This is a genomic window from Pseudomonas sp. GCEP-101 (assembly GCF_025133575.1).
Classification (GTDB): domain Bacteria; phylum Pseudomonadota; class Gammaproteobacteria; order Pseudomonadales; family Pseudomonadaceae; genus Pseudomonas; species Pseudomonas nitroreducens_B.
This window is the reverse complement of record NZ_CP104011.1, coordinates 3,917,438-3,943,999: the sequence shown is the minus strand read 5'-3', so window position 1 is coordinate 3,943,999 and position 26,562 is coordinate 3,917,438. Positions and strand designations below refer to the sequence as shown.

At 68.4% G+C, this 26,562-nt stretch carries 22 protein-coding genes and 1 pseudogene; 9 read left to right on the top strand and 14 right to left on the bottom strand.

The genetic code is table 11. The annotated features are described in order from the left end of the window. Position 1: 1 nt before the first annotated feature. Positions 2–1,201: a benzoate/H(+) symporter BenE family transporter gene (locus tag N0B71_RS18160; RefSeq protein WP_259754069.1), complete on the top strand. Its 1,200-nt coding sequence runs from the start codon at positions 2–4 to the stop codon at positions 1,199–1,201. 190 nt (positions 1,202–1,391) lie between these two features. Here N0B71_RS18160 and N0B71_RS18155 read toward each other — a convergent pair whose 3' ends face one another. Further along, on the bottom strand, positions 1,392–2,282 hold the full coding sequence (locus N0B71_RS18155) for a bile acid:sodium symporter family protein (protein ID WP_259754067.1): 891 nt from the start codon (positions 2,280–2,282) through the stop codon (positions 1,392–1,394). A gap of 471 nt (positions 2,283–2,753) precedes the next feature. Further along, positions 2,754–3,515 (bottom strand): SDR family oxidoreductase, encoded by a 762-nt coding sequence (locus N0B71_RS18150; protein ID WP_259754066.1) that lies wholly within the window; start codon positions 3,513–3,515, stop codon positions 2,754–2,756. A 237-nt stretch (positions 3,516–3,752) separates the two neighbouring features. Here N0B71_RS18150 and N0B71_RS18145 point away from each other — a divergent pair, with 237 nt between their 5' ends. Next, entirely contained in the window at positions 3,753–4,757 is a 1,005-nt protein-coding gene (locus N0B71_RS18145; protein ID WP_259754065.1) for an NADP-dependent oxidoreductase, read from the top strand. A 297-nt stretch (positions 4,758–5,054) separates the two neighbouring features. Continuing rightward, positions 5,055–6,794 (top strand): SulP family inorganic anion transporter, encoded by a 1,740-nt coding sequence (locus tag N0B71_RS18140; RefSeq protein WP_259754063.1) that lies wholly within the window; start codon positions 5,055–5,057, stop codon positions 6,792–6,794. Here the strand turns inward: N0B71_RS18140 and N0B71_RS28300 are convergent. Together N0B71_RS28300 and N0B71_RS28295 are read right to left on the bottom strand one after the other, a co-directional pair. Continuing rightward, entirely contained in the window at positions 6,762–7,466 is a 705-nt protein-coding gene (locus N0B71_RS28300) for a methyl-accepting chemotaxis protein (protein ID WP_442964684.1), read from the bottom strand. The two genes, N0B71_RS18140 and N0B71_RS28300, sit on opposite strands and share 33 nt — an antisense overlap. A gap of 201 nt (positions 7,467–7,667) precedes the next feature. Beyond that, positions 7,668–7,718, bottom strand: a pseudogene (locus N0B71_RS28295) (hypothetical protein); the annotation flags it as partial. A 1,272-nt stretch (positions 7,719–8,990) separates the two neighbouring features. Here N0B71_RS28295 and N0B71_RS18130 point away from each other — a divergent pair. After that, positions 8,991–9,365 (top strand): hypothetical protein, encoded by a 375-nt coding sequence (locus N0B71_RS18130; protein WP_259754060.1) that lies wholly within the window; start codon positions 8,991–8,993, stop codon positions 9,363–9,365. Positions 9,366–9,370: 5 nt separating this feature from the next. Here the strand turns inward: N0B71_RS18130 and N0B71_RS18125 are convergent, their stop codons facing one another. Continuing rightward, the gene (locus N0B71_RS18125; protein ID WP_259754059.1) at positions 9,371–9,979 is read right to left on the bottom strand and encodes a flavin reductase family protein; all 609 of its coding nucleotides are present in this window, start codon (positions 9,977–9,979) and stop codon (positions 9,371–9,373) included. Positions 9,980–10,042: 63 nt separating this feature from the next. Further along, on the bottom strand, positions 10,043–10,321 hold the full coding sequence (locus N0B71_RS18120) for a hypothetical protein (RefSeq protein WP_259754058.1): 279 nt from the start codon (positions 10,319–10,321) through the stop codon (positions 10,043–10,045). Positions 10,322–10,471: 150 nt separating this feature from the next. Here N0B71_RS18120 and N0B71_RS18115 point away from each other — a divergent pair, with 150 nt between their 5' ends. Next, positions 10,472–10,819, top strand: coding sequence for a GFA family protein (locus tag N0B71_RS18115; RefSeq protein ID WP_259754056.1), 348 nt, complete (start codon positions 10,472–10,474; stop codon positions 10,817–10,819). A gap of 284 nt (positions 10,820–11,103) precedes the next feature. On the opposite strand, the gene mnmH is transcribed toward N0B71_RS18115, so the two are convergent. Beyond that, entirely contained in the window at positions 11,104–12,204 is a 1,101-nt protein-coding gene (mnmH, locus tag N0B71_RS18110; protein ID WP_259754054.1) for a tRNA 2-selenouridine(34) synthase MnmH, read from the bottom strand. Next, positions 12,204–13,238: a selenide, water dikinase SelD gene (gene selD / locus N0B71_RS18105; protein WP_259754052.1), complete on the bottom strand. Its 1,035-nt coding sequence runs from the start codon at positions 13,236–13,238 to the stop codon at positions 12,204–12,206. Before selD ends, mnmH begins: the two co-directional genes overlap by 1 nt. A gap of 108 nt (positions 13,239–13,346) precedes the next feature. Here selD and N0B71_RS18100 point away from each other — a divergent pair, with 108 nt between their 5' ends. Continuing rightward, complete coding sequence (locus tag N0B71_RS18100; protein ID WP_259754051.1) at positions 13,347–14,384, top strand: patatin-like phospholipase family protein; 1,038 nt, start codon at positions 13,347–13,349, stop codon at positions 14,382–14,384. 853 nt (positions 14,385–15,237) lie between these two features. On the opposite strand, the gene N0B71_RS18095 is transcribed toward N0B71_RS18100, so the two are convergent. The 6 genes from N0B71_RS18095 to kdpF all read right to left on the bottom strand — a co-directional run bounded on the left by N0B71_RS18095 (position 15,238) and on the right by kdpF (position 23,410). Next, positions 15,238–15,930, bottom strand: a complete 693-nt coding sequence (locus N0B71_RS18095; protein WP_138216460.1) for a response regulator — start codon at positions 15,928–15,930, stop codon at positions 15,238–15,240. Positions 15,931–15,970: 40 nt separating this feature from the next. Further along, complete coding sequence (locus tag N0B71_RS18090; RefSeq protein WP_259754050.1) at positions 15,971–18,628, bottom strand: sensor histidine kinase; 2,658 nt, start codon at positions 18,626–18,628, stop codon at positions 15,971–15,973. Positions 18,629–18,792: 164 nt separating this feature from the next. Continuing rightward, complete coding sequence (gene kdpC, locus N0B71_RS18085; RefSeq protein ID WP_259754049.1) at positions 18,793–19,341, bottom strand: potassium-transporting ATPase subunit KdpC; 549 nt, start codon at positions 19,339–19,341, stop codon at positions 18,793–18,795. Between the two features lie 204 nt (positions 19,342–19,545). After that, the gene (gene kdpB / locus N0B71_RS18080; RefSeq protein ID WP_259754048.1) at positions 19,546–21,606 is read right to left on the bottom strand and encodes a potassium-transporting ATPase subunit KdpB; all 2,061 of its coding nucleotides are present in this window, start codon (positions 21,604–21,606) and stop codon (positions 19,546–19,548) included. 11 nt (positions 21,607–21,617) lie between these two features. Beyond that, the gene (gene kdpA / locus N0B71_RS18075) at positions 21,618–23,312 is read right to left on the bottom strand and encodes a potassium-transporting ATPase subunit KdpA (RefSeq protein ID WP_259754047.1); all 1,695 of its coding nucleotides are present in this window, start codon (positions 23,310–23,312) and stop codon (positions 21,618–21,620) included. An 8-nt stretch (positions 23,313–23,320) separates the two neighbouring features. Beyond that, positions 23,321–23,410, bottom strand: coding sequence for a K(+)-transporting ATPase subunit F (gene kdpF / locus N0B71_RS18070; RefSeq protein ID WP_009618573.1), 90 nt, complete (start codon positions 23,408–23,410; stop codon positions 23,321–23,323). Positions 23,411–23,728: 318 nt separating this feature from the next. Between kdpF and N0B71_RS18065 the strand changes: the two genes are divergently transcribed. The 3 genes from N0B71_RS18065 (at position 23,729) to xopAW (ending at position 26,461) form a co-directional block, all read left to right on the top strand. Continuing rightward, positions 23,729–24,484, top strand: coding sequence for a response regulator (locus N0B71_RS18065; protein WP_259754046.1), 756 nt, complete (start codon positions 23,729–23,731; stop codon positions 24,482–24,484). Continuing rightward, the gene (locus N0B71_RS18060) at positions 24,465–25,592 is read left to right on the top strand and encodes a sensor histidine kinase (protein WP_259754045.1); all 1,128 of its coding nucleotides are present in this window, start codon (positions 24,465–24,467) and stop codon (positions 25,590–25,592) included. The genes N0B71_RS18065 and N0B71_RS18060 overlap by 20 nt, the downstream gene beginning before the upstream one ends. Positions 25,593–25,699: 107 nt before the next feature. Continuing rightward, the gene (gene xopAW / locus N0B71_RS18055; protein WP_259754043.1) at positions 25,700–26,461 is read left to right on the top strand and encodes a XopAW family type III secretion system calcium-binding effector; all 762 of its coding nucleotides are present in this window, start codon (positions 25,700–25,702) and stop codon (positions 26,459–26,461) included. Positions 26,462–26,562 lie beyond the last annotated feature (101 nt).

Here is a 26,562-nt window from a genome sequence, read left to right as displayed (position 1 = left end):
CATGACTGACACCACTCCCGCCACCGCGCCGCTGCGCCCGCTGGCCGACTCCTCCCCCGCCGCCATCGTCGCCGGGTTCGTCGCCATGCTCACCGGCTACACCAGCTCGCTGGTGCTGATGTTCCAGGCCGGCCAGGCAGCCGGGCTTTCCACCGCGCAGATTTCCTCGTGGATCTGGGCGCTGTCCATCGGCATGGCCCTGACCACCATCGGCCTGACCCTGCGCTACCGCACGCCCATCGTGATCGCCTGGTCCACCCCCGGCGCGGCGCTGCTGATCAGCAGCCTGCCCGGCGTGCCCTACGGCGAAGCCATCGGCGCGTTCATCGTCTGCGCGGGCCTGATCACCCTCTGCGGCCTCACCGGCAGCTTCGACCGCCTGATGCGCCAGGTGCCCGGCGCGCTGGCCTCGGCGCTGCTGGCCGGCGTGCTGTTCCGCATCTGCATCGAGATCTGCAACGCCGCGCAGCAGCAGACGGAGCTGGTGGTGGCCATGTTCGTCAGCTACCTCGTCGCCAAGCGCCTGTCGCCGCGCTACGCGGTATTCGCCGCGCTGCTGGTGGGCGTCGCCCTGGCGGGCGTCCTCGGCCTGCTCAACTTCAGCCACTTCCAGCTGGAAATCGCCCGCCCGGTGTGGACCACGCCGAGCTTCTCCCTGGCCGCCACCATCAGCATCGCCATCCCGCTGTTCATCGTCGCCATGGCTTCGCAGAACATGCCCGGCCTCGCCGTGCTGCGCGCCGACGGCTACCAGGTGCCCGCCTCGCCGCTGATCTCCACCACCGGTATCGCCTCGCTGCTGCTGGCGCCGTTCGGCTCCCACGGCATCAACCTGGCGGCCATCAGCGCGGCCATCTGCACCGGCCCGGAAGCCCACGAAAACCCGCACAAGCGCTACACCGCCGCGCTCTGGTGCGGGCTGTTCTACGGCATCGCCGGCATCTTCGGCGCCACGCTCGCGGCGCTGTTCGCCGCGTTGCCCAAGGCGCTGGTGCTGTCCATCGCCGCGCTGGCGCTGCTCGGCTCGATCACCAACGGCCTCACCAACGCCATGGCCGACGCGCGCCAGCGCGAAGCGGCAATGGTCACCTTCCTCGTCACCGCCTCGGGCTTCACCTTGTTCTCCGTGGGCTCGGCCTTCTGGGGCCTGGTGGCAGGCCTGCTGACCCAGCTGGTGCTCAACTGGCGCCGCGCTGGTTGAGCGTGCCCCGCTGAACGCCGCCCCGGCCGGCGGATCGCGGGCGTGGGCCCGCTCCTACAGGCGGAACACCGCGCGGTGTAGGAGCGGACCTTGTCCGCGAAGTCCCCGCCGGCGAATTCCATGCTCAGCGAAAGCAGCGCCCCTGAGCGCGATCAAGCGCGGTGCCGGTGCCTGCCGGTTGGCCTGAAGGTCAGGCCGTCGCCTGCTCCGGCGCGGTCTTGGCCACGCCGCGGCTGACCCACCAGCCGAAGAGGCCGGCGGTGAAGAACATCAGCACGCCATAGATGGCCGCGGGGATCGCCATGGTCTGGTTGTTCAGCAACATCGGGCTGAGCGCCAGGGCGATGGCGAGGGTGCCGTTGTGGATACCGATCTCCATGCCGATGGCGATCGATTGCGGCTTGGAAAGTCTCAGCAGACGCGGGACCCAGTAGCCCACGGCCAGGCTCAGCAGGTTGAAGCACAGCGCCGCCGCGCCGACGATGGGCGCATAGGTGAGGAAGGTCTGCCAGTCCTTGGTCACGGCCACGCCGATGATCACCGCCAGCAGCAGCGCGGAAAGAATCTTCACCGGCTTCTGCAACACCGCGGCCACGGCGGGCAGCAGGCGCCGCACGAGCATGCCGATGGCCACGGGGCCGAGGACGATGATGAACACCTGCACCACCTTGCCGAACTGCAGCGGGATGGTCTGGCCGTCGTTCATGAAGTACAGCAGCGACAGGTTGACGATCAGCGGCATGGTGAGGATGGCGATCACCGAGTTCACCGCGGTGAGCGTGATGTTCAGCGCCACGTCGCCGTGGGCCAGGTGGCTGTAGAGGTTGGCGGTGGTACCGCCGGGGGATGCGGCCAGCAGCATCATGCCCACCGCCAGCGCCGCTTCCAGGGCAAAGCCCAGGGTGATGAGGAAGCATGCCAGGGGCAGCAGGATGATCTGGCAGACCAGGCCGATCAGCACAGGCTTGGGATAGCGCACCACGCGGGCGAAGTCGGCGAGGGTCAGGGACAGGCCGAGGCCCAGCATGATGATGCCCAGGGCAATGGGCATGAAGAGCGTCAGCAAGGGATCGTTGGTCATTGTCATTATTCTCCAACCGGGGTGGGCCGATTGTTTCGGCCTCTTGGGCGCTTGTAACTGGCCTTGCGGGCCAAAACCACGTCATCCTGTAACAAAATGCGAAAGTCTGTAGCGAACCGGGCGGGATCGTGAGGCGAGCGGGCCACCTTTTGTAGGACCGAGGGGGACGCCTAGTCCTTGCTCGCGAACCGCCCAGCGCGGAAGCAGCCGGAAACTCCGTTCGCGAGCGAGCTCGCTCCTACAGGTTTCCTGAAAAAATGCTGCGGAGGTTACCCTCTCCCCCGCCCTCTCCCTGAAGGGCGAGGGAGCCGTTTGGCATGCCCGGGAACTTCTGAGCTCGCCGGCCAGCCCATCGAATCCTGTAAAGCCGCAGCACTACCCACCGCAGAGCACGGTCCCCTGCTTCCTTCGGAGCGGGGCACAGCCAGGGTTGAGGAGAGGGAACGCCCCAGCACAGTCGGCTGGAGACGATCAGATCGCCGTGGCGCCGCCATCCACCGGCAGGGCGATGCCGGTGGTGAAGCCGGCGTTGTCGCTGCACAGGTAGAGCACGGCGGAGGCGATCTCCTCGACGCGACCGACGCGGCCCACCGGGTGCATGGCGGCGGCGAACTCGGCCTTCTTCGGGTCGGCCTCGTAGGCACGGCGGAACATGTCGGTGTCGATGACCGCCGGGCACACGGCGTTGATGCGGATTTTCTTCTTCGCGTACTCGATGGCGGCGGACTTGGTCAGGCCGATCACCGCGTGCTTGGAGGCGGCGTAGATGCTCATCTTCGGCGCGGCGCCCAGGCCGGCAACCGAGGCGGTGTTGACGATGGCGCCACCGCCTTGCGCCAGCATCACCGGAATCTGGTGCTTCATGCACAGCCAGACGCCCTTCACGTTCACGCCGATGATGGCGTCGAACTCGCTTTCCTCGCCGTCGGCCAGCTTGCCCTTCTCGATCTCGATGCCGGCGTTGTTGAAGGCGTAGTCCAGGCGACCGTAGGCGGCCACGGTGCCCTCCACCAGCGCCTTGACCTCGGCGTCGCGGGTCACGTCGCAGCGGATGAAGGTGGCCTCGCCGCCCGCCGCGCGGATCAGCTCGACGGTGGCTTCGCCGCCCTTGGCATCGACGTCGGAAACCACGACCTTGACGCCCTGCTGGGCGAAGGCCTGGGCGGTGGCGCGGCCGATGCCGTTGGCGGCGCCGGTGACCAGGGCAACCTGGCCGGAAAGCAGCTGACTCATGTGTGTTCCTCGAAGGCGTGGGCAAGGGAAAAGGGATAACCGTGGCAGTCTAGCCAGCGCGCTGCGGGCGCGAAGCACTATCAGGCGGCGCGACGTCGCTGCATCCATCCCAATGATGATTGCCGCGAAGGAGGATCACTGACGCCGATGGGCGGACATTCCTCCGGCAGACGGAGCTTGCCGCGACGCCCGGCGCGGACTATCACCTAGGCTTTCCCACTGACAGAGTTCACTGCCATGTCCGCCCAGATCAACCGCCAGTTCCAGCTCGCCCAGCGCCCGGTCGGCGCCGCCACCCGCGACACCTTCGCCTACGTGGAAACCCCGGTCGGCGAGCCCGGCCCAGGGCAGATCCTGGTGAAGAACCTTTACCTGTCGCTGGACCCGGCCATGCGCGGCTGGATGAACGACGCCAAGTCCTACATCGCCCCAGTGGCCATCGGCGACGTGATGCGCGCGCTGGGCGTCGGCAAGGTGATCGCCTCGCAACACCCGGACTTCAAGGTCGGCGACGAAGTGAACGGCGCCCTGGGCGTGCAGGATTACTTCCTCGGCGAGCCCAAGGGCTTCTACAAGGTCGACAGCCAGCGCGCGCCGCTGCCGCTGTACCTCTCCGCGCTGGGCATGACCGGCATGACCGCCTACTTCGGCTTCCTCGACGTCGGCCTGCCCCAGGCCGGTGACACCGTGGTGGTCTCCGGCGCCGCCGGCGCGGTGGGCAGCGTGGTCGGGCAGATCGCCAAGATCAAGGGCTGCCGCGTGGTCGGCATCGCCGGCGGCGCCGACAAGTGCCGCTACCTGGTGGAGGAGCTGGGCTTCGACGGCGCCATCGACTACAAGGCCGAGGACGTGCCCGCCGGCCTCAAGCGCGAGTGCCCCAAGGGCGTCAATGTGTTCTTCGACAACGTCGGCGGCGACATCCTCGACGCGGTACTGGGCCGCCTGGCGCCCAAGGCGCGGGTGGTGATCTGCGGTGCGATCAGCCAGTACAACAACAAGGAGGCCGTGCGCGGTCCGGCCAACTACCTGTCGCTGCTGGTCAACCGCGCGCGCATGGAAGGCATGGTGGTGATGGATTACGCCCACCGCTTCCAGGAAGGCTTCAAGGACATGGCGACCTGGATCGCCGAAGGCAAGCTGAAGTCGAAGGAAGACATCGTCGAAGGCCTGGAAACCTTCCCCGAAACCCTGGCCAAGCTGTTCAGCGGCGAGAACTTCGGCAAGCTGGTGCTGAAGGTCTGACCGCCGCTGGCGTTGCCGGCATCTTCCGTAGGAGCGGACTCCGTCCGCGATGGATTCCGGCGCGATGCGACGGATCGCGGACGAAGTCCGCTCCTACGCTTGGCCCAGCCTGTAGGAGCGAGCTTGCTCGCGAACCGGCCCAGTTCCCCCCCCCCGCCGGGAAGCACATTCGCGAGCACGCTCGCTCCTACAGGGCACCTTCCCCACTTCCGCGCTCTAACTCGATGATTTCCGACAAGCCCTGTTGAGCCTTTCCGGCTAGGATTTCCCTTGGTCGATTCCAAGGAAGATCACTCGATGTTGCTCGCCCGTTGGCTGCCCGGCCTGGACAGCCTGCTGCATTACCGTTCCGACTGGCTGCCGCGCGATATCCAGGCCGGTCTGTCGGTGGCCGCGGTGCAGATTCCCACTGCCATCGCCTATTCGCAGATCATCGGCTTCCCGCCCCAGGTCGGGCTCTACGCCTGCATCCTGCCGATGCTGATCTACGCCATCGTCGGCAGCTCCCGGCAACTGATGGTCGGCCCGGACGCCGCCACCGCCGCCATGGTCGCGGCGGCCATCACGCCCTTGGCCGCCGGCAACCCGGAGCGCCTGCTGCAATTGTCGATGATCGTCGCGGTGATGGTCGGCGCGTTGTCCATCGCCGCCGGTTTCGCCCGGGCCGGCTTCGTTGCCAGCTTCCTCTCGCGGCCGACGCTGGTGGGGTATCTCAACGGCATCGGCCTGAGCCTGATCGCCGGCCAGCTGGGCAAGATCCTCGGCTACCACAGCGAGACCAGCGGCTTCGTCCGAGGCCTGATCGCCCTGGTGCGCAACCTGGCCGACACGCACCTGCCAACCCTGGCGCTGGGCATCGGCACGCTGGCGCTGATGATCCTGCTGCCGCGGCGCTACCCGAAGATCCCCGGCGCGCTGGTGGGCGTGCTGTTCGCCTCGCTGGTCGCCGCGCTGTTCGGCCTCGACCAGTACGGCATCAAGCTGCTCGGCGAAGTGCCGCAGGGCCTGCCCCACCTGAGCTGGCCGAAGACCAGCGTCGAGGAGCTGGGCAGCCTGTTCCGCGATGCCATGGGCATCACCATCGTCAGCTTCTGCAGTGCCATGCTCACCGCGCGCAGCTTCGCCGCCCGCCATGGCTATAGCGTGGACGCCAACCACGAGTTCATGGCGCTGGGCATGGCCAATATCGGCGCGGGGATTTCCCAGGGCTTCGTCATCAGCGGCGCCGACTCGCGCACGGCGGTGAACGACATGGTCGGCGGCAAGAGCCAGATGGTCGGAGTGGTGGCCGCACTGGTGATCGGCCTGGTCCTGCTGCTGTTCAGCAAGCCGCTGGGCTGGGTGCCGATGCCGGCGCTGGGCGCGGTGCTGCTGATGGCCGGCTGGGGCCTGATCGACTTCCGCGCGCTGCGCGGCTTCTGGGCCCTGAGCCGGTTCGAGTTCGGCCTGTGCGTGCTGACCACGGTCGGCGTGCTCAGCGTCGGCGTGCTGCCAGGCATCTTCGTCGCCATCATGCTCGCCCTGCTGCGCCTGCTCTACCTCACCTATCGCCCGCACGACGCGGTCATGGGCTGGGTGCACGGCATCGACGGCCAGGTGGAAGTCGAGCAATACCCCACCGCACGCACCCTGCCGGGGCTGGTGATCTACCGCTTCGACGCGCCGATCCTGTTCTTCAATGCCGATTACTTCAAGCAGCGTCTGCTCGACGTGGTGGCGCAGGCGCCGAACGCGCGGGCGGTGCTGCTCAATGCCGAGGGCATCCTCAACCTGGACATCAGCGGCCTGACCACGCTGCGCGAAGTGCAGCAGACGCTCGACGCCCAGGGTGTGCACCTGTCCCTGGCGCGGGTCACCGGCGAAACCCTGGCAATGCTCAAGCGCTCCGGCGCGCTGGGCGAGGTGAAACCGCCGCTGGTGTTCAGCTCGGTGCGCGCCGGTGTCAACGCCTACCGGCGCTGGCACAGACAGGGCAAGCGCAAGCTGGCCGTCAACGCTCCGCCATCAGAGGCGGAACTGCCCGACCAGCCCCTGTAGTTCGCGGCTGAGCTGCGCCAGCTCGACGCTGGACGACGCGGTGGACTCCATGGCCTGTGCCGACTCGTCGGCGATGCCACGGATACTGCTGACGCTGCGGCTGATCTCTTCGGCCACGGCGCTCTGCTGCTCGGACGCGGCGGCGATCTGCTGGTTCATCTGATGGATCACCGCCACCGCCGAGGCAATGGTGCCCAGCGCAGCCTCGGTCTGCACCGCATCGCCCACGGTCATCTCCACCAGCGCGTGACTGCGCTGCATGCGCTGCACCGAGGTGCTGGCGCCGTTCTGCAGGGCGGCGATCAGCGTCTCGATCTCGGCGGTGGACTGCTGGGTACGGCGCGCCAGCGCGCGCACCTCGTCCGCCACCACGGCGAAGCCCCTGCCCTGCTCGCCGGCCCGCGCGGCCTCGATGGCGGCGTTGAGCGCCAGCAGGTTGGTCTGCTCGGCGACGTTCTTGATCACGTCCAGCACGCTGCCGATGCTCTGGCTCTCGCGGCCGAGCTGCTCGATGCTGTCGGTGGCCGCGCGCACCGCGTCGGCCAGTTGCTCGATCCGGCCGAGGGTCTGGCGCACCACGTCCTGGCCGCTGGCGACCTTGCCGTCGGCCTGCTCGGCAGAGCTGGCGGCCTCCTCGGCGTTGCGCGCCACGTCGTGGACGGTGGCGGCCATCTGGTTCATCGCCGTGGCGACCTGGTCGGTCTCGGCCTTCTGGCTGTTCACCCCGTGCTGGGTGCGCTCGGTGACGCTGGACAGCGCCTGCGCCGAGGCGGTGATCTGCCCCACCCCGTCGCGCAGGCGGCTGACGATGCCGCGCAGGCTGTCGGCCATGCTGCCCACCGCGCCCATCAACTGGCCCACTTCGTCCTTGCGCTGCACCTCGATGCTCACGCTCAGGTCGCCTTCGGCGATGCGGCTGGCCATGCCGATCACCTGGCGCAGCGGGCGCACGATCATCCAGGTGATCAGCAGCGACGCCAATGCGCCCACCAGCAGCGCCAGCGCGGCCGAACCGATGATCGACAGGGTGTTGGTGCGCAGATGGCCCTGCATCGCCGCACGCTGGGCGGCATAGGCATCGTCGACCTGCTGCATGACCTGGGCGGCGCGCTCGTTCATCTGCGCGTGGACCTGTTTTTCCTGCTGCAGGCTGGCGGTGTATTCGTCGAGTTTCTCGACGAAGGCGTTGATGTTGGTGATGACGTCCTTGAGCACCGAGACGTAGGTCGGGTCGGTGATGGTTTCCTGCAGCTTGGCGGATAGCTCCAGCGCTTCGGCGGCAGACTTGATGCGGCCGCCCTCGGCCTTCTCCTCGCTGCCGGCCTCCAGGCGCGAGCGCGCCTCGTTCAGGCCCTGCAGCACCAGGCGGTAGAGCTGGCTGACCTGGGCGGCCTGCTGCAGCAGTTCCTCACCCTTCTGACCCTGGGAGTCCTTGAGTTCATAGGCGCCGTCATCGGCCAGGCTGGATTGCAGGATGTCCAGGCTGTTCGAGGCGCCGTTCACCGACCAGGTGGCAGCGTCCAGCGACAGGCGACGGCTCTTGCTGGATTGCTCGAAGCGGGCGAAGGCGGCGAGGTAGTCGGCCACGCCCTGCTCCACCCGCGCCATGGCAGCGGCCTGGTCGGGCTCGGCCTTGAGCCGCGTCACGGCGTCGTTGAGCGCGCCGGCGTGCTCGCGCAGGCGCTTGGCGGAAGCGTCGCTGGCGTCGATCACGAAGTCCTTCTCGCTCTGGCGCATCTCCAGCAACTCGCGGTTGATGGTCGACATGTCGCCGAGCAGGTCGAAGCGCTGGGAAATCGCCCTCAGCGAGGTGACACCGATCACCGCCACCAGGGCGGTCAGCAACAGCACCAGGCCGAACCCGATGGCCAGTTTCTTCGCCGTTCCCATATCGGCCAGACGACGCTGCACGAAGGCAACCATGGCATCTCCCCCCATCCGCAATGGCGTTGCAGGAAATCCTCGAAGGTCTCCTGATCGTTATCGCTGCTTTTGCGCGGAACATTAGGAGCGCCGATCGCCGGTTGGATAGAGGGCAAGGCGGTGATGGCACGGTGATGCTGCGCAGAGATACGCCGAGGTCGTATCCAGAACACTGATCAGAAGTTTCCAGCGCAACCAAGGACGCTGCCGACAGAATCATCACGTTCTCAACGGGCAGATTCCTGCACCTCTTCTCTCGCCGGAGGTGCACGGATGGGTGCGCGCTATCGACTGATCCTGCAGCGCCCGCTCAATGGCCTGGCGCCGAGCCTGGCGCTGCCGGAGCTGTACCGCGAGCAGCGGCGCATCGACCCGCTGCTGAGCTGGCGCGAGCTGCCGCCGATCCGCCATTTCGTCTGTGCGCTGGACTGCGACGAGCCCACCGGCGAGCGGCTCGATTGCTGGCACGACGCGGAAACCGGGCGGCGGCTGGTGCATGCCATTCTCGGCCTGATCCACAGCGACGCCCTGGCGTTCGGCAACCGCCAGGCGCTGCTGCTGGAACTCTACGACTTCAGCGAACGCATGGAGCGCGCCCGCTTCGGCGACAACCGCTGGCACCTGGGCCTGGAGCTGGCGTTCGACTGACGGAGTTACTTCGGGCGGATCATGCTGAAGGTGTCGCGGGTGTAGCTGTACTGGGTGCCGCCCAGGCGACCGACCAGGTCCAGCTTTGCCGGGTCGACGTGGCGAGCGTCCTGCATCACCGCGTCGTCGATATGCGCCAGCAGCACGCGGGCGAAGATCAGCATGCTGGCGGGGTTGTCCGCCGGGTACGGCATGATTTCCGCCAACTGGCATTCGAAGGCCACCGGTGCGCCGGCCACGCGCGGCGGCGCCACGCGCTCGCTGGGCAGGGTGGCGATGCCGGCGTGCTCGATCTCGCTGACGCCGCGGGGCAGCCAGGCGGCGGTGGCGTTCATCTGCTCGGCCTGGGCAGCGCTGACCAGCTGGATCACCAGCTCGCCGGTCTCGCGCACGTTGTGCAGGGTGTCCTTGAGGCTGCCGTCCTCGCGCACGCTGGTGTTGACCAGCAGGGTCGGCGGCGAGTCGCTGACGACCTGGAAGAAGCTGAACGGCGCGAGGTTGCTGGTGCCGTCCGCCGACAGCGTGGTGACCCAGGCGATCGGGCGCGGCGTGACGGTGGATGCCAGCCAGCGGTAGGCCTCGGCCTTGGGCAGTTGGGTGAAGTCGAGTTGCATGGGCTGATCCGGACAGAACGGTGGGAAGACCCGGGCCGCCTGCGCGGCCCGGCGATGCGCGGCTCAGCGGCCGGCGCGGGATTCCTTGATGTAGAAGCGCGCGCGGCTGGCCTTGTCGGCGCAGCCATCGTACGCCTCGACCTGCTGTTGGGTCTTGGCCGTGGTGAGCAGGCCGAGGGCCTTGGAATAGCTGACGGTTCCGGCGAAGCCTTCGGCCTTGGCCAGGTCCAGCTCGTGCCAGGCGGCGTTCAGCTCGTTGGCGCAGCTGTCGCGGTTCACGGTCTTGCCCGAGCAACCGGCAACGGCCAGCAGCATGGCGATGATCAGGGGAATACGCGGCATGACGAAACTCCTGCAGGTGATAAGGGCAAATCCAGCTTAGAACGCGGCGCAGAGGCCTGCGCGACGGCGCGGCAGTATGCCACCGGACGAATGGCATTTCAGCGACTACTACACTGTTTGCCCACGGGACACCCCGAGAAGGAGAAGGTCATGGAGCACCAGGGCAGCTGCCATTGCGGGCAGATCGCGTTCGAAGTGGAAGGGGACGTCGGCGACGTCGTGTCATGCAACTGCTCGATCTGCCGGCGCAAGGGCTCGCTGCTGTGGTTCGTGCCGCGCGGCAAGCTGAAGCTGACCACTCCTGAGAGTGCGATGAGCACCTATACGTTCAACACCCACCGCATCGAACACCGCTTCTGCCCCACCTGCGGCTGCGCGCCGCTGGCCTACGCCGACGCACCGGACGGCACGCCGATGGCGGCGATCAACGTGCGCTGCCTGCCGGGAGTGGACCTGGCCGGGCTGACGGTGAAGGAGTACGACGGCAAGAGCGTGTGAGCACCCGCCAGCGCGCTGCCGGCTGGAAGACATCGCGGACGGAGTCCGCTCCTACGTGAATAGAGTGCGGGGCCTGCCCTCTCCCCCGCCCTGGCTACGCGCCCCGCTCCGAAGGGAGAGGGAGTTGTCCGTGCCGGCTGACGCTGTGGATGCCTCCTGCACCGATCAGTCCCCTCTCCCTTCAGGGAGAGGGTTAGGGAGAGGGAAATACACGCACGGATTTTCAGACACGTGCGTAGGAGCGGACTCCGTCCGCGATTGGCCCGCCGCCACGGCGGATTCGATCACCGCTCCGCGCGGAACCGCAGGTACTCCACCACCTCGTCCTGGGTACCGCGGAACTCCACGCGCTCGCCCTTGCTTTCGCGCTGGAAGGCGTACATCGGGTCGTAGTACTCGCCCAGCAGGCCCTCGATCCAGCCGCGGTGCAGATCCACCGCGCCGCTGCGCTTCTGCTCGTCCAGGGCCGCATCCATGATCGCCGCCAGGCGCTGGTAGCGCTCCCCGCCCAGGCGCTTGACGATGCCGGACAGGCTCTTGCGCAGGTACGTGGCAAAGGCGTCGAAGCCGCCCTCTTCGCCCACCACCTGCACGTGGTCGGCGCACAGGTTCACCACGTAGTCCTTGAGGATGCGCTCCACGCGCTGCTCGAAGCTGTCTTCCAGCCACACCAGCGGGTAGTGCTGCATGCCCTGGTACAGCTCCAGCGGCACCGAGCAACTGCCGACGATGCGGCCCTCGTCCTCCAGCACGAACTGCTCCATGCCGGCATGGCGCTTCTTCAGGATGTCGATGGCCAGGCGGTTCTCGAAATCGATCTGCGCCGGCTGCGGCGTGGCGCGACGGCCGAAGGCGGAGCCGCGATGATTGGCGTGGCCTTCCAGGTCCAGGCTGTTGGAAAGCTGGGCGATGACCTCGGTCTTGCCGGTGCCGGTCAGGCCCCCCACCAGCACGAACTGGCACTCCTCGACGGCGGCGCGGGTGGTGTCGAAGAGGAAGCCACGCATCGCCTTGTAACCGCCGACCACGCGAGGGTACTCGATGCCGGCCTCGCTCTTGAGCCACTGCTGGGTGATCTGCGAACGCAGCCCGCCGCGGAAGCAGTACAGGTAGCCCTCCGGATTGGCCCTGGCGAAGTTCGCCCAGGCCTCGATGCGGGCGGCCTTGAGCTTGCCCATGACCAGCTCGTGGCCCAGGGCGATGGCCGCCTGCTGGCCGTTCTGCTTGTAGCAGGTGCCGACCTTCTGCCGCTCGATGTCGTTCATCAGCGGCAGGTTGGTCACATGGGGGAACGCGCCCTTGTGGAATTCGACCGGGGCGCGCACGTCCATCATCTTCACGTCGCCGAGGAACAGCTCGCGGTAGTGGCGGGTGTTGTCGCGCATCACATCACCTCGACCGCGCGACTCTGTCGCTCGACCAGTTCGCCGATGGGCGCCAGGTCCATCCCCAGTTCCTTGGCCGTGGCGAGGAACTGCGCCTCGCCCGCGGGTTCCACCGCCACCAGCAGGCCGCCGCTGGTCTCCGGGTCGCACAGCAGCAGCTTGTGCAATTCGGGCAGCGGCGCGATGCGCTCGCCGTAGCTGTCGAAGTTGCGCAGGGTGCCGCCCGGCACGCAGCCGGCTTCCAGGTAGTACTCGACGCTGCCCAGGCGCGGCACGGCGTCGTAGCGGATGCGCGCGGTCAGCCCGCTGCCATCGGCCATTTCCACCAGGTGGCCGAGCAGGCCGAAGCCGGTGACATCGGTCATCGCCTTCACCGCGTCGAGCTTGCCGAAGCGCGCGCCGGGCTTGTTCAGGGTGCACATCCAGTCGCGGGCGACGCCCACGTCTTCGGCGCGCAGCTTGGCCTTCTTCTCGGCCGTGGTGAGGATGCCGATGCCCAGCGGCTTGGTCAGGTACAGCTTGCAGCCGACGGTGGCGGTGTCGTTGCGCTTCATGAAGCGCTTCTCCACCAACCCGGTGACCGCCAGGCCGAAGATCGGCTCGGGGGCGTCGATGGAGTGCCCGCCGGCAAGCGGAATGCCGGCTTCGTCGCAGACCTTGCGGCCGCCAGCGATCACCTCGCGGGCGATTTCCGGCGCCAGCACGTTCACCGGCCAGCCGAGGATGGCGATGGCCATCAGCGGGTCGCCGCCCATGGCGTAGATATCGCTGATGGCGTTGGTGGCGGCAATACGGCCGAAGTCGAAGGGATCGTCGACGATCGGCATGAAGAAATCGGTGGTGGACACCACGCCACGCTCGGCGTCGATTTCATAGACCGCCGCGTCATCGCGCGAGGCGTTGCCGACCCACAGCCTGGGGTCGAGATTCTGCGCACCGCTGCCGGCGAGGATCACCTCCAGGACCTTGGGGGAAATCTTGCAACCACAGCCGGCACCATGGCTGTACTGGGTCAGGCGGATCGGTTCGCTCATCGGGAGGCTCCGGGCAGGGAAATCAAACGGCGATTCTAGCAAAGCCCGGCTTGGCGCGACCGCTGCCCCCGGCGTATCGTCGCAGGGTTCGTCACGCGGAGTTGCCCCATGTCAAAACAGATCGCGCTGGTACTCGGTTCCGGCGGCGCGCGCGGTTATGCGCATATCGGAGTGATCGAGGAGATCGAACGGCGCGGCTATGAAGTGGTGTGCATCGCCGGCTGCTCCATGGGCGCGGTGATCGGCGGCATCTACGCCGCCGGCAAGCTGGGCGAATACCGCGACTGGGTGGAGAGCCTGGACTACCTCGACGTGCTGCGCCTGCTCGACGTCAGCTTCCGCCTCGGCGCCATCCGTGGTGAGCGGGTATTCGGCAAGATCCACGAAATTCTCGGCGAGATCGACATCGAGCAGCTGCCGATTCCCTACACCGCCGTGGCCACCGACCTGACCAACCAGCAGGAGATCTGGTTCCAGGAAGGCTGCCTGCACCAGGCCATGCGCGCCTCGGCGGCGATCCCCAGCCTGTTCACCCCGGTCATGCAGGGCACCCGCATGCTGGTGGACGGCGGCCTGCTCAACCCGCTGCCGATTGTCCCGGTGGTCTCGACCCACGCCGACCTGATCGTCGCGGTCAACCTCAACGCCACCAACCAGCGCCAGTATTCCCTGCCGGTGATCGAGCGCCCGGCGGCGCTCAAGGGCCGTTTCGATTCGGTGATCTCGGGGTTGTCGAACAAGCTGAGCTTCTTCCGCCGCGGCGAAGTCGAGCCGCCACCCGAGTTGATCGCCGACGCCCTGCTCCACCCGATGCCGGCTGCCTCGGAGGAACCCGCCGAACCGGAAATGCAGCAACCCGCCGCCGCCCCGCTGGCCAAGGGCTCGCCGCGCTCGGCCACCGGCAGCCAGGTGATCGACAGCAGCAGCCCGGCTTCGCTGCTGGAGCTGGTGAACCAGAGCTTCGAGGTGATGCAGACGTCGCTGGCGCAGTACAAGATCGCCGGCTACCCGCCCGACATCCTGATCAACGTGCCCAAGCGGGTGTGTCGCTTCTTCGAGTTCTACAAGGCCCCAGAGCTCATCGCCCTCGGCCGGCAGATCGCCAGCGATACGCTGGATCGGTATGAGGCGGAAAATCCGTACTGAATAAGCTGGCCCCGGGTGCGCGCGGTGCGCGCAATCGCGGGCATGGCCCGCTCCTACAGGGGAACAGCAGTGCCATGCGGTTCGCGAGCAAGCTCGCTCCTACGAAGAGGCTGCAGCGCCCATCTGTAGGAGCGGACCTTGTCCGCGAAATCCATCGCGGCGGACATAGCAGTTGCTGGGATATTCCGTCGAACATCGCCTGCAGGCGATTCGCGGACAAGGTCCGCTCCTACAAAAGCGTGCGCATCGATCTGGCTTGGGCTCTTGAGGATTCCAGAGAAACATCCGCGCACTCCGAACGGCCCCGTTCAGGAGGCCGAGTGGAAGCGGAGTTTCAGGGGTTGAGCGACATGGATGTCGCGAGAGCGCTGTCGGGCCAGGGATGGCCCGTCGAGGGGGACGCCTAGTTCGTGCCCCTGAAACTGCGCTTCAAGGAGGGTATTTTTCGCCCAAGCGAAAAACCGGATGTCCGGGGCAAGACCTTTGCCTACTTTGGGTGGGGCGGCCATCCGTCGTTTGCCAAAGTAGGTCGCCCGAGGGGGCGAAACAGGGAATCCGCGCGCACGCCGGTGTGGCGCAGAAACACCCAAAGCACAAGCAAGGCCATCGCGTAGAAGCTCCGCTCCTACGAGATCAAAAGCCCCTTACCCTAACCCTCTCCCGCAAGCGGGAAAGGGAACCGTCCAGCACAAAGCGGAACCATGCAGCCAACCTGCACGACCATCCCGCTAAACAGGGCCTGTCGCCAGTTTCGTAGGACGCATAACGCGCCAGCGTTATCCGCCACGGCGGCATCGAAGGATAACCCGTTCCGGGTTATGGGCCCTACGCGCGCCGAAGTGGCCCCGTGCGCTCAGCCTTCGCGCAGGCGGTACCCGACGCCAGCCTCGGTGACGATGAACCGCGGCGTCGCCGGATCGTCCGCGAGCTTCTGCCGCAGGTGCCCGACCACCACCCGCAGGTAGTGGGTGTCCTCGGTATGCGTCGGCCCCCAGATGTCCTTGAGCAACTGCTGCTGGGTGACCACCCGGCCGACATGCCGCGCGAGGGTCGAGAGCACCGCGTATTCCTTGCGCGTCAGCGAGACTTCCTCGCCGTCGAGCAGCACGCGGCGGTAGGAGAAATCCACGCTGAGCGGCCCCACCGCGACCACCGCCTCCTGCGTCTCGCCACTGGCGCCCTGGCGCAGCAACACACGGATGCGCGCGAGGAACTCCTGGATGCCGAAAGGCTTGGTCACGTAGTCGTTGGCGCCGCTGTCCAGCGCCAGCACCTTCTCGCTCTCGCTGGCGCGCACCGAGAGCACCAGCACCGGCACCTGCGACCACTCGCGCAGTTCGCGCAGCACGTCCTGGCCGTCCTTGTCCGGCAGGCCGAGGTCGAGCACCACCAGGTCCGGGCGGCCCAGCGCCGCCTGGGCCAGGCCTTCTTCGCCGGTGCCCGCTTCGAGCACCTTGTAGCCGCCGGCGCTGAGGCTGATGCGGAGGAACTTGCGGATCTGCGGTTCGTCGTCGACGACCAGAATGGTGGCGGCGCTGGCGTTCATCGGCAGTACGGGCTGGCTGGGGGCGTCCAGCTTGAGCCTTTCAGACAGCGGCATCAAGCTGCTCCAGGTCCGGCTGCTGCTGGAGCGGCAAGTGCAGCACGAGGGTCGTGCCGCGGCCGTCGATGCCGTCCTCCACGGTGATCCGCCCGCCGTGGGCGCCGACCATGCCCTGGCAGATCGCCAGGCCCAGGCCGGTGCCCTGCCCGCCCCGGTCGCCGCGGGCGGCGGTGTAGAACATGTCGAAGATCTTCTCGCGCTCAGCCGGCGGAATGCCGGGGCCTTCATCGCTGACCGAGAAACGCAGCTCGCCCTCGCCCGACTCCACCGCTACCCGCAGGCGACCTTGCGGCGGAGAGAAGCGCGCGGCGTTTTCCAGCACATTGACCAGCGCCTGTTCGATCAGCGCGGCATGCACGTAGAGCAGCGGCAGATCCGGCAGCACGCGGGTTTCCACGCGATACGGGGCGACCACCGCGCGCAGGCGGTTGAGCGCGCTACCGACGATGTCGCCCGGCGCTACCCAGTCGCGGGACAGCTTCAGGCCGCCGTGGCCGAGGCGGGTCATGTCCAGCAGGTTCTGGATGTAGCGATCCAGGCGCTCGGCTTCGTCGCGGGTGCTTTCCAGCAACTCGCGGCGATCCGGCGGCGGAATCGCGTCGCCCAGGGCCAGCAGGCTGTCGATGGCGCCGCGCATGGAGGTCAGCGGCGTGCGCAGGTCGTGGCTGACCGACGCCAGCAGCGCGCTGCGCAGCTGTTCGGTTTCGCCGTGCAGGCGCGCGGCCTCCAGGTCCTCGGCCAGGCGCGCACGGGCCAGGGCTTGCGCCAGCGGCTGGCCGAGGGCGGCGAGCAGGCGACGCCGCGAACCCGGCAGCGGCTGGCCGTCGCGGGGGCTGACGCCGAGCAAGGCCAGCGGGCCGTCCTCGCCGGACAGCGGCCACCACCACCAGCGGCCGCCGGGCAGGGTACCGGTGCCCAGGCCGGCGGGCTGGTCGTGCTGCCAGGCCCAGTCGGCGGCGGCGCGCTCCTGGTCCTCCAGCGCGCGATCCAGGCCGCCCTCCACCTTCCACTCGCCATGCACGCGGCCGAGCAGGCAGATATCCAGCCCGTCCCAACCGCCCAGTTGCTGCGCCGCGGCGGCCATCACCGCCTGGCGATCGGTGGCGGCGGTGAGCTTGCGCGAGAGGTCGAGCATCTGGCTGGTTTCTTCCTGCGTCTCGCGCAGCGCCTGCAACTGCCGGCGCTGGCGGGCCGCCAGGTTACCGGTGAGGCCGGCCATGAGCAGGAAGAACAGCAGGGTCAGCACGTCCTCTTCGCGCTGGATGGAGAAGGAGAAGTGCGGCGGGATGAACAGGAAGTCGTAGGCCAGGAACGACACCACCGCGCAGGCCAGCGCCGGGCCGAGGCTGCTGCGCACCGCCACCAGCAGCACGGCGGCGAGGAACACCAGGGAGATGTTCGGCAGCTCCAGCACGCTGGCCACGGCCCAGGCCAGGGCACTGGCGCCGGCGGCGGCCAGCACGGCGAGCAGGTAGTTGCCCCAGGGCCAGGGCGTTGGCGGTCGCGAGGTCGGCGGCGCAAGGTCGGCGTCGCTGTCGAGCACGCTGATTTCCAGCCCGTCGCCCAGGCGCAGCAGGCGCGCCGCGAGGCCGCCGCCGAACAGCCGGCGATGCCAGCGTTGCCGCGAGCGGCCCACCAGCAGCAGCGTGGCGCGGCGCTCCTTGGCGTGTTCGACCAGGGTACGCGCGACTTCGCCGCCGCGCAGCTCCACCACGTCGCCGCCCAGGCGCTCGGCCAGTTGCTGGGCGTTCTGCAACTGCATGCGCGACTCCTCGCTGCGCGCATCGCCGGTGTCCACATGCACCAGCGACCAGGGCAGGTGCCGGCGCTCGGCCACACGGCTGGCGTGGCGCACCAGACGCTCGGCGTTGGGTTCGCCGTCCACGCCGACCAGCAGCCGCCCGCGCACGGCGGGGGCCTCGCCGCCCTGCTGGCGGTAGCGGTGGGCAAGGTCGGCGTCCACCCGCGCGGCGGCGGTCTGCATGGCCAGCTCGCGCAGCGCGGTCAGGTTGGTCTGGCTGAAGAAGGCGTCGATGGCGGCGCGGGCCTGCTCGGGCACGTAGACCTTGCCCTCGCGCAGGCGCTCCAGCAGCTCGCGCGGCGGCAGGTCCACCAGCAGCAGCTCGTAGGCCTCCTGCAGCACCCAGTCGGGCACGGTTTCGCGCACCTGCACGCCGGTGATGTCGCGCACCTGGTCGTTGAGGCTTTCCAGATGCTGCACATTGACCGTGGTGTAGACGTCGATGCCGGCCGAGAGCAGTTCCTGGATGTCCTGCCAGCGCTTGGCGTGGCGGCTGCCGGGGGCGTTGCTGTGGGCGAGCTCGTCCACCAGCGCGAGCGTCGGCGGGTCGCCCAGCAGGCCGTCGAGGTCCATTTCCTCCAGGGTGATGCCGCGGTAGACCGAGCGCTTGAGCGCCTGCTGCGGCAGGCCGGCGAGCAGCGCTTCGGTCTCGGCGCGGCCGTGGGTCTCGACGATGCCGACACGCAACTTCACGCCCTGGCGCAGCTGGCTCTGGGCGGCCAGCAGCATGGCGTAGGTCTTGCCGACCCCCGGGGCGGCGCCGAGGAAGACCTTGAGACGGCCACGGCCCATGGGGGGCAGGTCGGCCAGCAGGGCGTCGGCGCGGTTGGGGTCGGTCATGGGGTTATCCTCGGGGCGCGTTGGGCGCTCGTTTCAATGAGGGAGCGAGTTCACGAACCCCCTCTCCCAACCCTCTCCCTGAAGGGAGAGGGAGCCGTCCTCTGCCCCTGGACGGCCCGGCGTTTTTCCTCATACCGCGGCAGCTTCGGTATTGGCGCTGGAGTCTAGCGAGGCAAGCTGGCCAGGGCCATGTTCAGCGCCAGCACGTTGACCACGGCGGGACCGATCAGCGGGCGCTCGGTGTTGGCTTCCACCAGTTTCTCCAGGCTTGCCGCCGGCACGCCGCGTTCCAGGGCGATGCGCGGCACCTGGTACAGCGCGGCAGCGGGCGGCAACTGCGGGTCGAGGCCACTGCCGGAGGTGGTGACCAGCGCCAGCGGCACCGGTTGCCCACCGACCTGTTGTGCGGCGGCGTCCTTGGCGATGCGTTCGGCCAGCGCCGGGTTGCCGGGCGCGAGGTTGCTCGCGCTGCTGGAGACGGTGGCGAAATCGCCGGCCGAGGGGCGCGGATGGAACCACTGGGCGCCGTCGAACTTCTGCGCGATCAATGCCGAGCCACGCACGACACCCTGATCGTCGCGCACCAGGCTGCCGTTGGCCTGGTCATGGAAGGCCACCTGGGCGATACCGGTGACGGCCAGCGGATAGAGCACGCCGGTGATGGCGCTGAGCAGGACCAGCGAGGCGATGGCGGGGCGGAGTTGGTTGAGCATGTTTCGTGTTCCTCTGTTGGGTTCGGAGCGGGGCTGTTTACCCTCTCCCCCGCCCTCTCCCTGAAGGGAGAGGGAGTTGTTCGGAGTGTCCGGCGAGCTCCACATTTCCCGATATCACCGGACGGTCCCCTCTCCCTTCAGGGAGAGGGTTAGGGAGAGGGCGCACGGCACCAACGCCTCCCGTCAGTCGATCAAAGAAGCCCGTCAAGCCAGCCCCACGGCCACCAGGATCATGTCGATCACCTTGATCCCCACGAACGGCGCCAGCAGTCCGCCCACGCCGTAGATCAGCAGGTTGCGCCGCAGCAGCTGCGAGGCGTCGCTGGCCTGCACGCGCACGCCGCGCAGGGCCAGGGGGATCAGCGCGACGATGATCAGCGCGTTGAACACGATGGCCGAGAGGATGGCGCTCTGCGGGCTGGCCAGCTTCATCACGTTGAGCACGCCCAGCTGCGGGTAGATGCCGGCGAACAGCGCGGGGAGGATGGCGAAGTACTTGGCCACGTCGTTGGCCACCGAGAAGGTGGTGAGCGCGCCACGGGTCACCAGCAGTTCCTTGCCCACCTGCACCACGTCCAGCAGCTTGGTCGGGTCGCTGTCCAGGTCCACCAGGTTGGCGGCCTCGCGGGCGGCCTGGGTGCCGTCGTTCATGGCCATGCCGACGTCCGCCTGGGCCAGCGCCGGCGCGTCGTTGGCGCCGTCGCCGCACATGGCGACCATGCGCCCCTCGCCCTGCTCCTGGCGGATGCGCGCCAGCTTCTTCTCCGGCGTGGCTTCGGCGATCACGTCGTCCACCCCCGCTTCGGCGGCGATGGCCGCGGCGGTCAGCGGGTTGTCGCCGGTCACCATCACGGTGCGGATGCCCATGCGGCGCAGCTCGGCGAAGCGCTCGCGGATGCCCGGCTTGACCACGTCCTTCAGGTGAATGGCGCCCAGCAGCTTGCCGTCGGCCACCACCAGCAGCGGCGTACCGCCGCTCTGGGCGATGCGCTCGATCTCCTTGGACAGGCTCTCGGGCATCTGCGCGCGGGGCAGGCCGACGAAGGCCAGCGCGGCGTCCACCGCGCCCTTGCGGTAGACGTGGCCGTCGACGTCGATCCCCGACAGGCGCGTCTCGGCGCTGAAGGCAATCGGTGTCACGCGGCTGCGGTCAGGCTCGGGCAGGATGACCTGCGCGCGGAGGAACTCCACAATGGACTTGCCCTCGGGCGTGTCGTCGGCCAGCGAGGCGAGGAAGGCGCCCTCCGCCAGCTCCAGCGGCTGCACGCCGGGGGCGGTGTGCAGGGCGCTGCAGCGGCGGTTGCCGAAGGTGATGGTGCCGGTCTTGTCGAGCATCAGCACGTGCACGTCCCCTGCCGCTTCCACGGCGCGGCCGGACTTGGCGATGACGTTCAGGCGCACCAGGCGGTCCATGCCGGCGATGCCGATGGCCGAGAGCAGGCCGCCGATGGTGGTGGGAATCAGGGTGACCAGCAGCGCCACCAGGAACACCAGCGGCAGGTTGCCGCCGACGAACAGGGCGAAGGGTTTCAGGGTGACGACCACCAGCAGGAAAATCAGCGTCAGGCCGATCAGCAGGATATCCAGCGCCACTTCGTTGGGGGTCTTCTGGCGCTTGGCGCCTTCCACCAGGGCGATCATGCGGTCGAGGGTGGACTCGCCGGGGTTGGCGGTGATCTTCACCAACAGCCAGTCGGACACCAGCCGGGTGTTGCCGGTCACCGCCGAGCGGTCGCCGCCGGACTCGCGGATCACCGGCGCGGATTCACCGGTGATGGCGGCCTCGTTGACCGCCGCCACGCCTTCGATCACCTCGCCGTCGCCGGGGATCAGCTCGCCGGCTTCGACGCGCACCACATCGCCCTTGCGCAGGCTGCTGGCGGCGACCTTCTCGAAGTTCCCGCCGGCGGTGCGGCGCAGGGCCTGCAGACCCTGGGTGCCAGCCTTGAGACTGTCGGCGCGGGCCTTGCCGCGGCCCTCGGCGAGGGCTTCGGCGAAGTTGGCGAAGAGCACGGTGAACCACAGCCACACGGCGATCTGCACGGCAACGAAGGTGGGCACCGAGTCGCCGCCCACGGCGCAGAGCACGGTGGTCAGCACGGCGGTCAGCGCCACCACCAGCATCACCGGCGAGCGTTGCAGCTGGCGCGGGTCGAGCTTGAGGAAGGCCTGCACCAGCGCCGGCTTCCACAGGGCGGACAGCGCGGTGGTCGGGCGTTTCTCGGCGGCCTTGTTCAGGGCCAGTTCCTGGGTATGTGCGTTCATGTCGTGGTCCTTCAGAAACCGAGCGTCAGGTGATCGGCCACCGGGCCCAGCACCAGCGTCGGCAGGAAGTTCAGGCCGCCCACCAGCAGGATGGTGGCGGTCAGCAGGCTGACGAACAGCAGGCCATGGGTCGGGAAGCTGTTGGGGCCGACCGGCGTGGCCTTCTTCGCCGCCAGGCTGCCGGCGATCGCCAGCACCGGCAGGATGTAGCCGAAGCGGCCGATCAGCATGGCCAGGGCAATCATCAGATTGTGGAACGGGGTGTTGGCGCCGAAGCCGCCGAAGGCCGACCCGTTGTTCGCGGTGCCCGAGGTGTAGGCGTAGAGCAGCTGGCTGAATCCGTGGGCGCCGGGGTTGCTCACCGACGCGGCCGGGCCCGGCAGGCTGGCGGCGATGGCGCCGAGCACCAGCACGCCGACCGGCATTACCAGCAGGGTCGCCACCAGCAGGCGCACTTCGCGGGCTTCGAGCTTCTTGCCGAGGTATTCCGGGGTGCGCCCGACCATCAGCCCGGCGAGGAACACGGCGACCAGCACGAACAGCAGCATGCCGTAGAGGCCCGCGCCGACGCCGCCGAAGATCACCTCGCCGACCATCATGTTGAGCATCGCGACCATCCCCGACAGCGGGTTGAGGCTGTCATGCATGGCGTTCACCGAGCCGTTGGAAGCCGCCGTGGTGGTTACCGCCCAGAGCACGCTGGCGGTGGTGCCGAAGCGGCTCTCCTTGCCTTCCAGCGGGGCAACCTGTTCCACCGGCAGCGCGCCGAGCGCCGGGTTGGGCTGGTACTCGGCCCACAGCGAGGCGCCCAGGCCGAGGGCGAACAGCACCAGCATGCAGCCGAGGATGGCGCGGCTCTGGCGCAGGTCCTTGACGTAGTAGCCGAAGGTGAACACCAGCGCGGCCGGGATCAGGATGATCGACACGACCTCGAACAGGTTGCTCCAGATGGTCGGGTTCTCGAACGGGTGCGCCGAGTTCACGCCGAAGAAGCCGCCGCCGTTGGTGCCCAGTTGCTTGATGGCGATCTGGCTGGCCGCCGGGCCCAGCGGGATGGATTGGTCGGCGCCCTGCACGGTGAGCGCGTGGGCATAGTCGAGGAAGGTCTGCGGCACGCCCTGCCAGACCAGCAGCAGCGCCAGCAGCAGGCACAGCGGGAGCAGCCCGTAGAGGGTGGCGCGGGTCAGGTCGACCCAGAAATTGCCCAGGTTGTTCGTCGACTTGCGCGCGATGCCGCGCGCCAGCGCCACCAGCACGGCCAGGCCGACAGCGGCGCTGACGAAGTTCTGCACGGTCAGGCCGAGCATCTGGCTCAGGTAGCTCAGCGAGGCTTCGCCGCTGTAGGCCTGCCAGTTGGTGTTGGTGACGAAGCTCACGGCGGTATTGAACGCCAGCGTCCACTCCAGGCCCGGCAGCTTCTGCGGGTTGAGCGGCAGCAGCCCCTGCAGCATGAGGATGGCGAACAGCAGCACCAGGCCCGCCAGGTTGAACGCCAGCAGCGCCAGGGTGTAGCGCTTCCAGTCCTGCTCGTCCTCGGCATGGATGCCGCAGGCGCGGTAGATGGCCCGCTCCACCGGCAGGAACAGCGGGCTGAGGAAGGTGCGCTGGCCCTCCATCACCTTGTAGTAGATGCGTCCGAGGAACGGCGCCGGCATCAGCACCAGCGCCAGGAAGGCAACGATCAGCAGTACGTCATGGCTGTTCATGGCCACTCCTAGGAACGGTCGGCGCGCAGCAGCGCCACCAGCAGGTAGATGAACAGCCCCGTGGCCAGGACCAGGGATACACCGTCGAGCACGCTCATGCTTACTTTCTCCTCACGCGGGCGATTCCATCGCTTGATGCGGCGCTTGCCGCCTGATGAAAAGTTTCCGCAAGCACAGCGTAAAGGAGCGATTCCCGACCCCGCCGGCCGGCGTAAAGAAGGCGTAAAGACTGCTCTGCGACGACGATCACGCTTTGTATCGGCTCTGGTACACAACGGACACGCTGGCGACACCCGTCGGCCCCAGCCTCGCCGACCATGGCCCGCGCACGCGGTGACGGGTTAGCATGCGTCCGTCGCATGTTCCTCGCGGCCCTTGGCCACCCTGCCCTACGTTTTCCTGCGACAGGTCCCCTCATGCACCAGACCCCTTCCGACGACACACGCCGCTGGACGACACGCGCCCTGCTGGTGGACGACGACGAGCCGATCCGCGAGCTGCTCTGTGGCTATCTGGCGCGCTTCAATATCGAGGCACGCGGCGTCGCCGACGGCGTCGAGATGCGCCGCGCGCTGGAGAACGAGAGCTTCGACGTGGTGGTGCTGGACCTGATGCTGCCCGGCGAGGACGGCCTCTCGCTGTGCCGCCACCTGCGCGCCGAGTCCGATATCCCCATCCTCATGCTCACCGCGCGCTGCGAGCCGGCGGACCGCATCATCGGCCTGGAGCTGGGCGCCGACGACTACATGGCCAAGCCCTTCGAGCCGCGCGAGCTGGTGGCACGCATCCAGACCATCCTGCGCCGGGTGCGCGGCGCAACGCCGCCCAGCGAGGACGGCGCGCGCGGCGAACCGCGCGCCCAGGTGCGCTTCGACCACTGGCGCCTGGACAGTGTGCTGCGCCAGCTGCATGCCCCGGACGGCCTGGTGGTGCCGCTGTCCAACGCCGAATTCCGCCTGCTCTGGGTGTTCCTCGAACGCCCGCGGCGGGTGCTCAACCGCGAACTGCTGCTGGACGCCGCCCGTGGCCGCGCCATCGAGGCGTTCGACCGCAGCATCGACCTGCTGGTCTCGCGCCTGCGGCAGAAGCTGGGCGACGATCCGCGCTCGCCCCGGCTGATCAAGACCGTGCGTGGCGAGGGGTACCTGTTCGATGTCCGCGATATCGCCTGACGCCGCGCCCGAGCGCGCCCGGGAAAAACCGCTGGAGCGCGCCGACAGCCTGTTCGCCCGGCTGTTCGGCGTGTTCCTGCTGGCCATCGTGGTCGCCCATCTGCTGGCCTTCGCCTGGTTCCACCACTACGGCCCGCACCGGCCCGACATGCCGCCGCCTCCGCCGCCACCGGAGCGAGGTGTCGAGCGCGGCCCGTCGGCGGAAGGTTTCGCGCCCGGCCCCGAGGGCTTTCGTCCCCCGCCGCCGCCACGCCTGCCGTTCTGGAGCGCGCCGTTTGCCTTCCAGCTGCTGGCGCTGATCCTCGCCGCCGGCATCGGCGCCCGCCTGCTGGCCCGCCCGGTGCAGCGCATGGGCGACGCCGCGCTGCGCCTCTCCGAGGACCTGGACAGCCCGCCGCTGCCGGAAACCGGTCCGCGTGAAGCGCGCCAGGCCGCCCACGCCTTCAACCGCATGCGCGAGCGCATCCGCGAGCAGGTGCAACAACGCAGCCGCATGCTGGTGGCGGTCTCCCATGACCTGCGCACCCCGCTGTCACGCCTGCGCCTGCGCGTCGAGGAAATCGACAACCCGCAGCTGCGCACCCGCATCGGCCAGGACATCGCCGAGATGATCGGCATGCTCGACTCCACCCTGCACTACCTCCAGCAGGAGCGCGCCAGCGAGCCGCTGCAATGGTTCGATGTGAAGGCCCTGGCCGACTCGCTGGCCGAGGACGCCTGCGAGCGCGGCGCCGACGTCGGCGTGGAAGGCTACTGCGCGCCCTTGAAAGTCCAGCCCATGGCGCTACGCTCGTGCCTGAACAACCTGCTGGACAACGCCCTGCGCTATGCCGGCGATGTCAGCATCGAGCTGCGCGACGGCAGCCGCGAGGTGGAAATCCGCGTGCGCGACCACGGCCCGGGCATTCCCGCCGAGCTGCGCGAGCAGGTGTTCGAGCCCTTCTTCCGCCTCGAAGGCTCGCGCAACCGCAACTCCGGCGGCGTCGGCCTTGGCCTTGCCATCGCCCGCGATGCCGCGCGGCGCCAGGGCGGCGACCTGCACTTCGAGGAAACCCCGGGCGGCGGCGCCACCGCCGTGCTGCGCCTGCCCAGAAGCGCCGCCACGTAGCGCCGTTGTAGCCACCGGCAAACAAAGCGCACACACCCGTGACACAGGCGAGCCCGAGGCTGTCACTCGCGGAGAACCCTCCGCGATGGCAACCACGGAGACGCTCTATGATCAGCGGCGTGAGCAGCAGCTATGCGAGCTACTACACCAGCTCGCTCCCCCGAACCCAGACCGCCAGCAGCACCACCGCCACGCCAGGCGGCAGCAGCGGTGGCGCCCAGGGTGCGGCGAAATTCCAGGAAGACCTGTTCAAATCCATCGACAGCGATGGCGACGGCAGCATCAGCAAGGATGAGCTGACCAGCGCGCTGTCCTCCACCGATGACGCGGACAGCAGCGATATCGACATCGATGCCCTGCTCAGCGAGCTGGACAGCGACGGCAGCGGCGGCGTTTCCCAGGACGAACTGTCCGCGGCCATGCCGCCTCCCCCGCCCCCCGGCAACCTGGGCGGATCCGCCGACGACCTGATCAGCGCGCTGGACAGCGACGGCGACGGCAGCATCAGCAGCGACGAACTCGCCGCCCTGGGCAGCAGCGACGACGACGGCCAGCGCCTGAGCGACCTGTTCAGCCAGCTCGATGCCGATGGCAGCGGCGCCATCAGCAGCGACGAGCTATCCAGCGCGTTGCAGGCACAGCGTCCCGACGGCCCGCCGCCCCCGCCGCCTTCGGCATCCAGCGGATCGTCCGACGATGCGGCCGGCAGTTCCTCGGTCAGTGCCGCCAGCGCCAGCAGCGTGGCCACCGAGGCCAACACCGGCGCCGCCTACCAGAAGCTGGTGGCCAACCTGCTCAAGCAGTACCAGAGCAGCGACGTCACCGCGCTCCAGGCCACCAGCGGCAGCCTGGTGAACATCGCCGCCTGATTCGCAGGCGTCGACGCCGCCGGAGCGCCCCCCGCTCCGGCGATTTTGTTCCCATTGCCAGCCCCTGGCCGCTACCCTACTCTTGGCTCACCCAAATTCAT

What these genes read in the sequence shown, in the direction of transcription:
- N0B71_RS18120 (WP_259754058.1), bottom strand. Translation starts at nt 10,321, where the DNA reads ATGCCGCGTATTCCCCTGATCATCGCCATGCTGCTGGCCGTTGCCGGT.
- N0B71_RS18090 (WP_259754050.1), bottom strand. Translation starts at nt 18,628, where the DNA reads ATGACCGACCCCAACCGCGCCGACGCCCTGCTGGCCGACCTGCCCCCC.
- kdpA (WP_259754047.1), bottom strand. Translation starts at nt 23,312, where the DNA reads ATGAACAGCCATGACGTACTGCTGATCGTTGCCTTCCTGGCGCTGGTG.
- N0B71_RS18130 (WP_259754060.1), top strand. Translation starts at nt 8,991, where the DNA reads ATGGGTGCGCGCTATCGACTGATCCTGCAGCGCCCGCTCAATGGCCTG.
- N0B71_RS18155 (WP_259754067.1), bottom strand. Translation starts at nt 2,282, where the DNA reads ATGACCAACGATCCCTTGCTGACGCTCTTCATGCCCATTGCCCTGGGC.
- N0B71_RS28300 (WP_442964684.1), bottom strand. Translation starts at nt 7,466, where the DNA reads ATGGCCGCCACCGTCCACGACGTGGCGCGCAACGCCGAGGAGGCCGCC.
- N0B71_RS18065 (WP_259754046.1), top strand. Translation starts at nt 23,729, where the DNA reads ATGCACCAGACCCCTTCCGACGACACACGCCGCTGGACGACACGCGCC.
- N0B71_RS18095 (WP_138216460.1), bottom strand. Translation starts at nt 15,930, where the DNA reads ATGAACGCCAGCGCCGCCACCATTCTGGTCGTCGACGACGAACCGCAG.
- kdpB (WP_259754048.1), bottom strand. Translation starts at nt 21,606, where the DNA reads ATGAACGCACATACCCAGGAACTGGCCCTGAACAAGGCCGCCGAGAAA.
- N0B71_RS18125 (WP_259754059.1), bottom strand. Translation starts at nt 9,979, where the DNA reads ATGCAACTCGACTTCACCCAACTGCCCAAGGCCGAGGCCTACCGCTGG.
- xopAW (WP_259754043.1), top strand. Translation starts at nt 25,700, where the DNA reads ATGATCAGCGGCGTGAGCAGCAGCTATGCGAGCTACTACACCAGCTCG.
- N0B71_RS18100 (WP_259754051.1), top strand. Translation starts at nt 13,347, where the DNA reads ATGTCAAAACAGATCGCGCTGGTACTCGGTTCCGGCGGCGCGCGCGGT.
- kdpF (WP_009618573.1), bottom strand. Translation starts at nt 23,410, where the DNA reads ATGAGCGTGCTCGACGGTGTATCCCTGGTCCTGGCCACGGGGCTGTTC.
- N0B71_RS18140 (WP_259754063.1), top strand. Translation starts at nt 5,055, where the DNA reads ATGTTGCTCGCCCGTTGGCTGCCCGGCCTGGACAGCCTGCTGCATTAC.
- mnmH (WP_259754054.1), bottom strand. Translation starts at nt 12,204, where the DNA reads ATGCGCGACAACACCCGCCACTACCGCGAGCTGTTCCTCGGCGACGTG.
- N0B71_RS18115 (WP_259754056.1), top strand. Translation starts at nt 10,472, where the DNA reads ATGGAGCACCAGGGCAGCTGCCATTGCGGGCAGATCGCGTTCGAAGTG.
- N0B71_RS18145 (WP_259754065.1), top strand. Translation starts at nt 3,753, where the DNA reads ATGTCCGCCCAGATCAACCGCCAGTTCCAGCTCGCCCAGCGCCCGGTC.
- N0B71_RS18160 (WP_259754069.1), top strand. Translation starts at nt 2, where the DNA reads ATGACTGACACCACTCCCGCCACCGCGCCGCTGCGCCCGCTGGCCGAC.
- N0B71_RS18060 (WP_259754045.1), top strand. Translation starts at nt 24,465, where the DNA reads ATGTCCGCGATATCGCCTGACGCCGCGCCCGAGCGCGCCCGGGAAAAA.
- kdpC (WP_259754049.1), bottom strand. Translation starts at nt 19,341, where the DNA reads ATGCTCAACCAACTCCGCCCCGCCATCGCCTCGCTGGTCCTGCTCAGC.
- N0B71_RS18150 (WP_259754066.1), bottom strand. Translation starts at nt 3,515, where the DNA reads ATGAGTCAGCTGCTTTCCGGCCAGGTTGCCCTGGTCACCGGCGCCGCC.
- selD (WP_259754052.1), bottom strand. Translation starts at nt 13,238, where the DNA reads ATGAGCGAACCGATCCGCCTGACCCAGTACAGCCATGGTGCCGGCTGT.